Genomic DNA, 4,163 nt, shown 5'->3' on the forward strand with positions numbered 1-4,163 from the left:
GCAAGCAGCGCTACAAGGGTCTGGGCGAAATGAACCCCGAGCAACTCTGGGAAACCACCATGGACCCGGCCGTACGCCGCCTGCTGCGCGTACAGATCGACGACGCCATCACCGCCGACGAGATCTTCACCACCCTGATGGGCGACAACGTCGAACCGCGCCGGGCCTTTATTGAAGCCAACGCGCTGTATGCGCGGAACCTGGACGTGTAGGTTTGTAGGTTCTCACTGACATCCAGATTTTTCTCAAGAATCTGGATGTTGTGAGAATTAACGTGACCTTTGGCATGGGGCCAGCCCTAGCCCGTCGTATTGCGCCCTTGATAGGACATCAAGATCAGCGGCTTTGCCGTGTCCAGGTCTGCCTGACTCGTCAGCGACAATTCCACATCGCCCGTGCCCCAATGGCCTTGTTGACTGACATCCCGACCAATGGCGGGGAGTGCTGCCAGTTCCTTGGGGTTCAGGTGCAAGTACAGAACCAGTCTGTTCTTTTGCGCTACCACCGTGGCAAAGTTCTTGAGTCGCTTGAATGCCAGGTAAAGCCGCAACTCCTTGCGTTGCACATCGTCGCCAAGGGACACGACATAGTCCTCCAGTGACGACAGCAGCTCCGTCAGATGCGCCGGGAGCAAGGGCAGCCAGTCGGTAAAGGAACGATCACGCGGCACTGCCTTGAGCGCGTTTTCCTCCGGTATTGCAAGCTTTGCCACCTTGCTGATGGCAGGTTTGCCATTGGCGCTGCTCGTGGCATTGGCGAGTTCAAGCAGCAGTAACTCGTCGCCGAAGCGGCGGTAGCGAATCAGCTCGATATTGCGGTTGATCTGCTGCACCGCATGTCCATCATACTTGGTGAAATCCGCTGCAATGCAAACCAGGCGGGGTGCGCTCCAGTCGATGGCATCCGCCGCTGACTTGCCGAGCTTGTCCAGCGCCAGCAGCTTGAACTCGGCCTGGTGGTCCATTAGCCAGTCAAGGTAGAACAGCCCCTGGTTGATGACGTTCTCTCCGACCGAACGCTTGTACTCCAGAATCACCGGGCAATTGTTTTCGTCCAGCCCCAGGGAATCGATGCGCCCGGCGTGGGTCTTTCCGGTGGAGTATTCCGTGGCCAGAAAGCGGATGCCAAGCAAGGGCTCGAGATTGGCCTCGATCAGGGTTTGCAGGGGCTTTTCCAGGTCGGAGGCATCGCCTTGCAGTTCGGTGGCTTTGCCTGCGGCGAGGCGGAAGAGTTTGATGTCGCTCATATATACAATCCCATTTCCTCCTCGCGCATACAGTACTCGCCATACCCTTTCTCTTTGAGTTTTGTCCTCACTGCGGCTGCGAATGGCTGTTGCGGTCTTGTCATTGCTTGCAACTGCCCAAGTTTTTTACTACATGGTTGTTTCTCGGCAACGATATATGCCTTGTCCCCAACCTCATTGGCTGTTTCAACTGCATTTTCGATATCTTCAATCAAGCCAGCTGCCGCCCGCATTGCAGCTTGTCGAGCCTCAACAATGCCAGGAAGATCTAAACCCAGAAATTTAATGCTCTCTTCGACTCGGCGGCGCTGAAAATCACCCTGGCATAGGCGTGACGCCCCCATCAGTCCTGACGGCTTCACTTCAATTAGTCGCACATCTTCCAATACCGTGGGATCGAGTAATACGGGGCGTTCATCTTTTGTGCAACGATCGTCCCACACCGCCTTTTTTCCATGCGACAGCAAGGGAAACCAACTTCCTTTCCCTACGGTTTCATCAGTATCTTCATCAGTGCTTGGACGGTTCGCACGCTGTGATGAATATCGAAAATTATCCCAATCGAAAGCTAACCAGGGATAGCCCTCATCCTCAATTTCGTCCGTTCGCTTCGCACAAAGTTTCGGCCGAAAATGGTCAACATCTTGGAATGTGTGAGCATCCTTGCTTTCTGAATACCAGCACTTTCCATAAGACATTTTCCCAAGATAGCGAGCAAACCTGCGCCAAATGTGCGCCTTTTTCTTGATGAAGGCCTTACGTTCATCTGGCGCAAGCCTCTCTAATTTTTCCTGTGCTCGTTTTGCCACCGCCAGCAGATTCGGTGGAATCAAGGTTTGATCACGTCGTACCAGAATCAACGTTCGCCTCCTTGTCCTGAATTAGCTGCTTCAGTAATTCCTTCATGGCAGCACGTCGCGCAAGTGCTTGCGCGGATGACAATGGTTTCCGATCGGCATATCGAAGATCATGCCAGCTCTTCAGGAAATCCTTGTATAACGGTTCCCGGCTATCGAATAGGAAACCCATTTTCCCAAGTTCGTAGTTCAGTTCTTCAAGCCTGATATTGTCCGCATCACTCAAGCTGTCGCCGTGGATGAGTTCATTCCGCTCATCCACCAAGCGCTGGGTTTCCACGTCCAAACTGGTGGGCATGCCGAAAATCTCCGTTAAGGTAGCAGTGAAGCCCATGCCCTTCGGATCAGCGTATGGAGCGGAAACGCTGATTCGGCCGTCTTCTTCGGTTGTCATCACCCGCACTTCGTCGCGCGTCAAAGCCGAAATGGTCAGCGGATTGTGTGAGGTCAGAATGATGTGGCAATTGGCTGCGTCGGCAGCAATGCCGGTCCATTCCTCGATAAGGCTGAGATAGCTGTGCTGCCAGTGTGGGTTGAGGTGCGTATCCGGCTCATCTAGCAAAAACAGCGCACGCTTGCCGCGTGACACGCGGATCAAGCCCAGGGCCATCAACAATTGGCGCTCACCATCGGAGAGATCAGCAAAACCTACGTCGCCGCTCTTGTCATTGGTGCGTGTGACCCACAGATCAACGGTACGGATCAGGTCAGAGATATCCATTGCCTCCAGGGCGTAGAACATCTCACGTTCGTTTTTGAAGTTTCCGGCTACACGGTTCAAGTGTTCAAGCGACGGCAAGAAGGCCGCGTACTGTGGCTCGGACTGTTTCTTGTCGCGGTAATCGTCAACGGCGTTGCCCTCCAGTGCAAACGGGTGAAACGCAACCTCTTTGAAAGTCCTGGCTGTACTCCCCGCTGGGCCGCCCGATCCCCACATGTCTTCGGCACTCATCTTCTTGCCCTTTGCATACCAAGGCTCGCGAAACAGGCCCAGCATGGAATGAAAACCGGTGATACCTAGCTTGTTCGCCAGCTCTGCGGTGACTTTGGCCTCGGGAAACGCGAAAAAGGCAAGCAAAGCCAAGACCCCGTGGATGGGCCGGCAATAGAACAAACGCCTCTCCGCTTGTGCCTTGGCAACCAAGGCGGGATTCTCTTCAAGCTTGATGTCGTTGTAGTAGCGACGTTGGTGTGCATCGAACAGAGATTCCAGTCGACGGCTACCGCCCGAGTAGTAGCCAAACACTAGATCAGGAAACCAGTCGCTTTTGCGCCGCTCGAATTCGGTGCGCGTTACCGCCTTGCCATCTACAGCGATGGCAGGTTCATCGGCGAGGTTGGATAACGTTACTTTCGCCCCGTCGATACGGTAATCAAGCCGGTAGTGAAATCGCAGCTCGTTGCGACGCAGATCCACATAGCGAAAGATGCTGATGATGGCTTCGATCAGATTGGACTTGCCTGCCCCGTTCTGGCCGATTACCACCGTCGTCAGGCGACGCTCGTCGAAATTTGCCGTCAGTTGTTTCAGGTTCTTGAAGCCATCGATGTAGACCTTGTCAAGCCGCATGGCCCAACTCCAGCACCGTCTTGCCGTCACGTAGATGACCTTGCGCCACTTCCCAGGCAAGTTGCTTATAGAAATCGGCTACCGGTAATTCGGAAGCCTTGAACAATACCTCGGCCGGTGCCACTCCGCCGATCAGGCGTAGATGTCGGGCCAAGTAGGGTTGGCCTAGTACGTCGTTGTCCTGGCGGCTCTTGGTCATGGCGGCATTCTCCTTCGGAGCGTGGACGGGTTTGCGTCCGGCGGTTGTCTTGCGGGGGCGTGGTTGGACAACGGTCTTTGTTCGCTCCACCGTGATGCGCTCCAGCATTACGCTGGCGGGTTCATCGTTGGGATCTTGAGGCACCAGCTCACCGCGAAAGGCCTCCCCCCGCGTCAGAATAGTTGTCGCCTCGATAGAATCCTAAATTCGGGGGCGATGATGAGAGAGACATGGCGCGATACGGACAGGAATTCAAGGATCGAGCGGTAGCGAGATTGCTGCCGCCGGAGA

Annotated in this window: 5 protein-coding genes; 1 reads left to right on the plus strand and 4 read right to left on the minus strand. The window is 54.9% G+C overall.

All coding sequences use genetic code 11. The features are described 5' to 3' along the window. Positions 1 to 212, plus strand: a 212-nt coding sequence (locus tag PHN51_12615) for a DNA topoisomerase IV subunit B (protein ID MDD2819620.1), incomplete at its 5' end; no start/stop codon positions are given. 86 nt (positions 213 to 298) lie between these two features. Here the strand turns inward: PHN51_12615 and PHN51_12620 are convergent. The 4 genes from PHN51_12620 to PHN51_12635 are packed head-to-tail and all read right to left on the minus strand — an operon-like array spanning position 299 to position 3,872. Next, positions 299 to 1,246 carry a DUF5655 domain-containing protein gene (locus PHN51_12620; GenBank protein MDD2819621.1) on the minus strand — a complete coding sequence of 316 codons (948 nt, stop codon included), beginning with the start codon at positions 1,244 to 1,246 and terminating at the stop codon, positions 299 to 301. Further along, the gene (locus PHN51_12625; GenBank protein ID MDD2819622.1) at positions 1,243 to 2,106 is read right to left on the minus strand and encodes a hypothetical protein; all 864 of its coding nucleotides are present in this window, start codon (positions 2,104 to 2,106) and stop codon (positions 1,243 to 1,245) included. The genes PHN51_12620 and PHN51_12625 overlap by 4 nt, the downstream gene beginning before the upstream one ends. Then, positions 2,087 to 3,673 carry an AAA family ATPase gene (locus PHN51_12630; GenBank protein ID MDD2819623.1) on the minus strand — a complete coding sequence of 529 codons (1,587 nt, stop codon included), beginning with the start codon at positions 3,671 to 3,673 and terminating at the stop codon, positions 2,087 to 2,089. Before PHN51_12630 ends, PHN51_12625 begins: the two co-directional genes overlap by 20 nt. Then, the gene (locus tag PHN51_12635) at positions 3,663 to 3,872 is read right to left on the minus strand and encodes a hypothetical protein (GenBank protein MDD2819624.1); all 210 of its coding nucleotides are present in this window, start codon (positions 3,870 to 3,872) and stop codon (positions 3,663 to 3,665) included. The genes PHN51_12630 and PHN51_12635 overlap by 11 nt, the downstream gene beginning before the upstream one ends. Positions 3,873 to 4,163 lie beyond the last annotated feature (291 nt).

It is taken from the genome of Candidatus Nanopelagicales bacterium (genome assembly GCA_028687755.1).
Lineage (GTDB): Bacteria > Actinomycetota > Actinomycetes > S36-B12 > S36-B12 > UBA11398.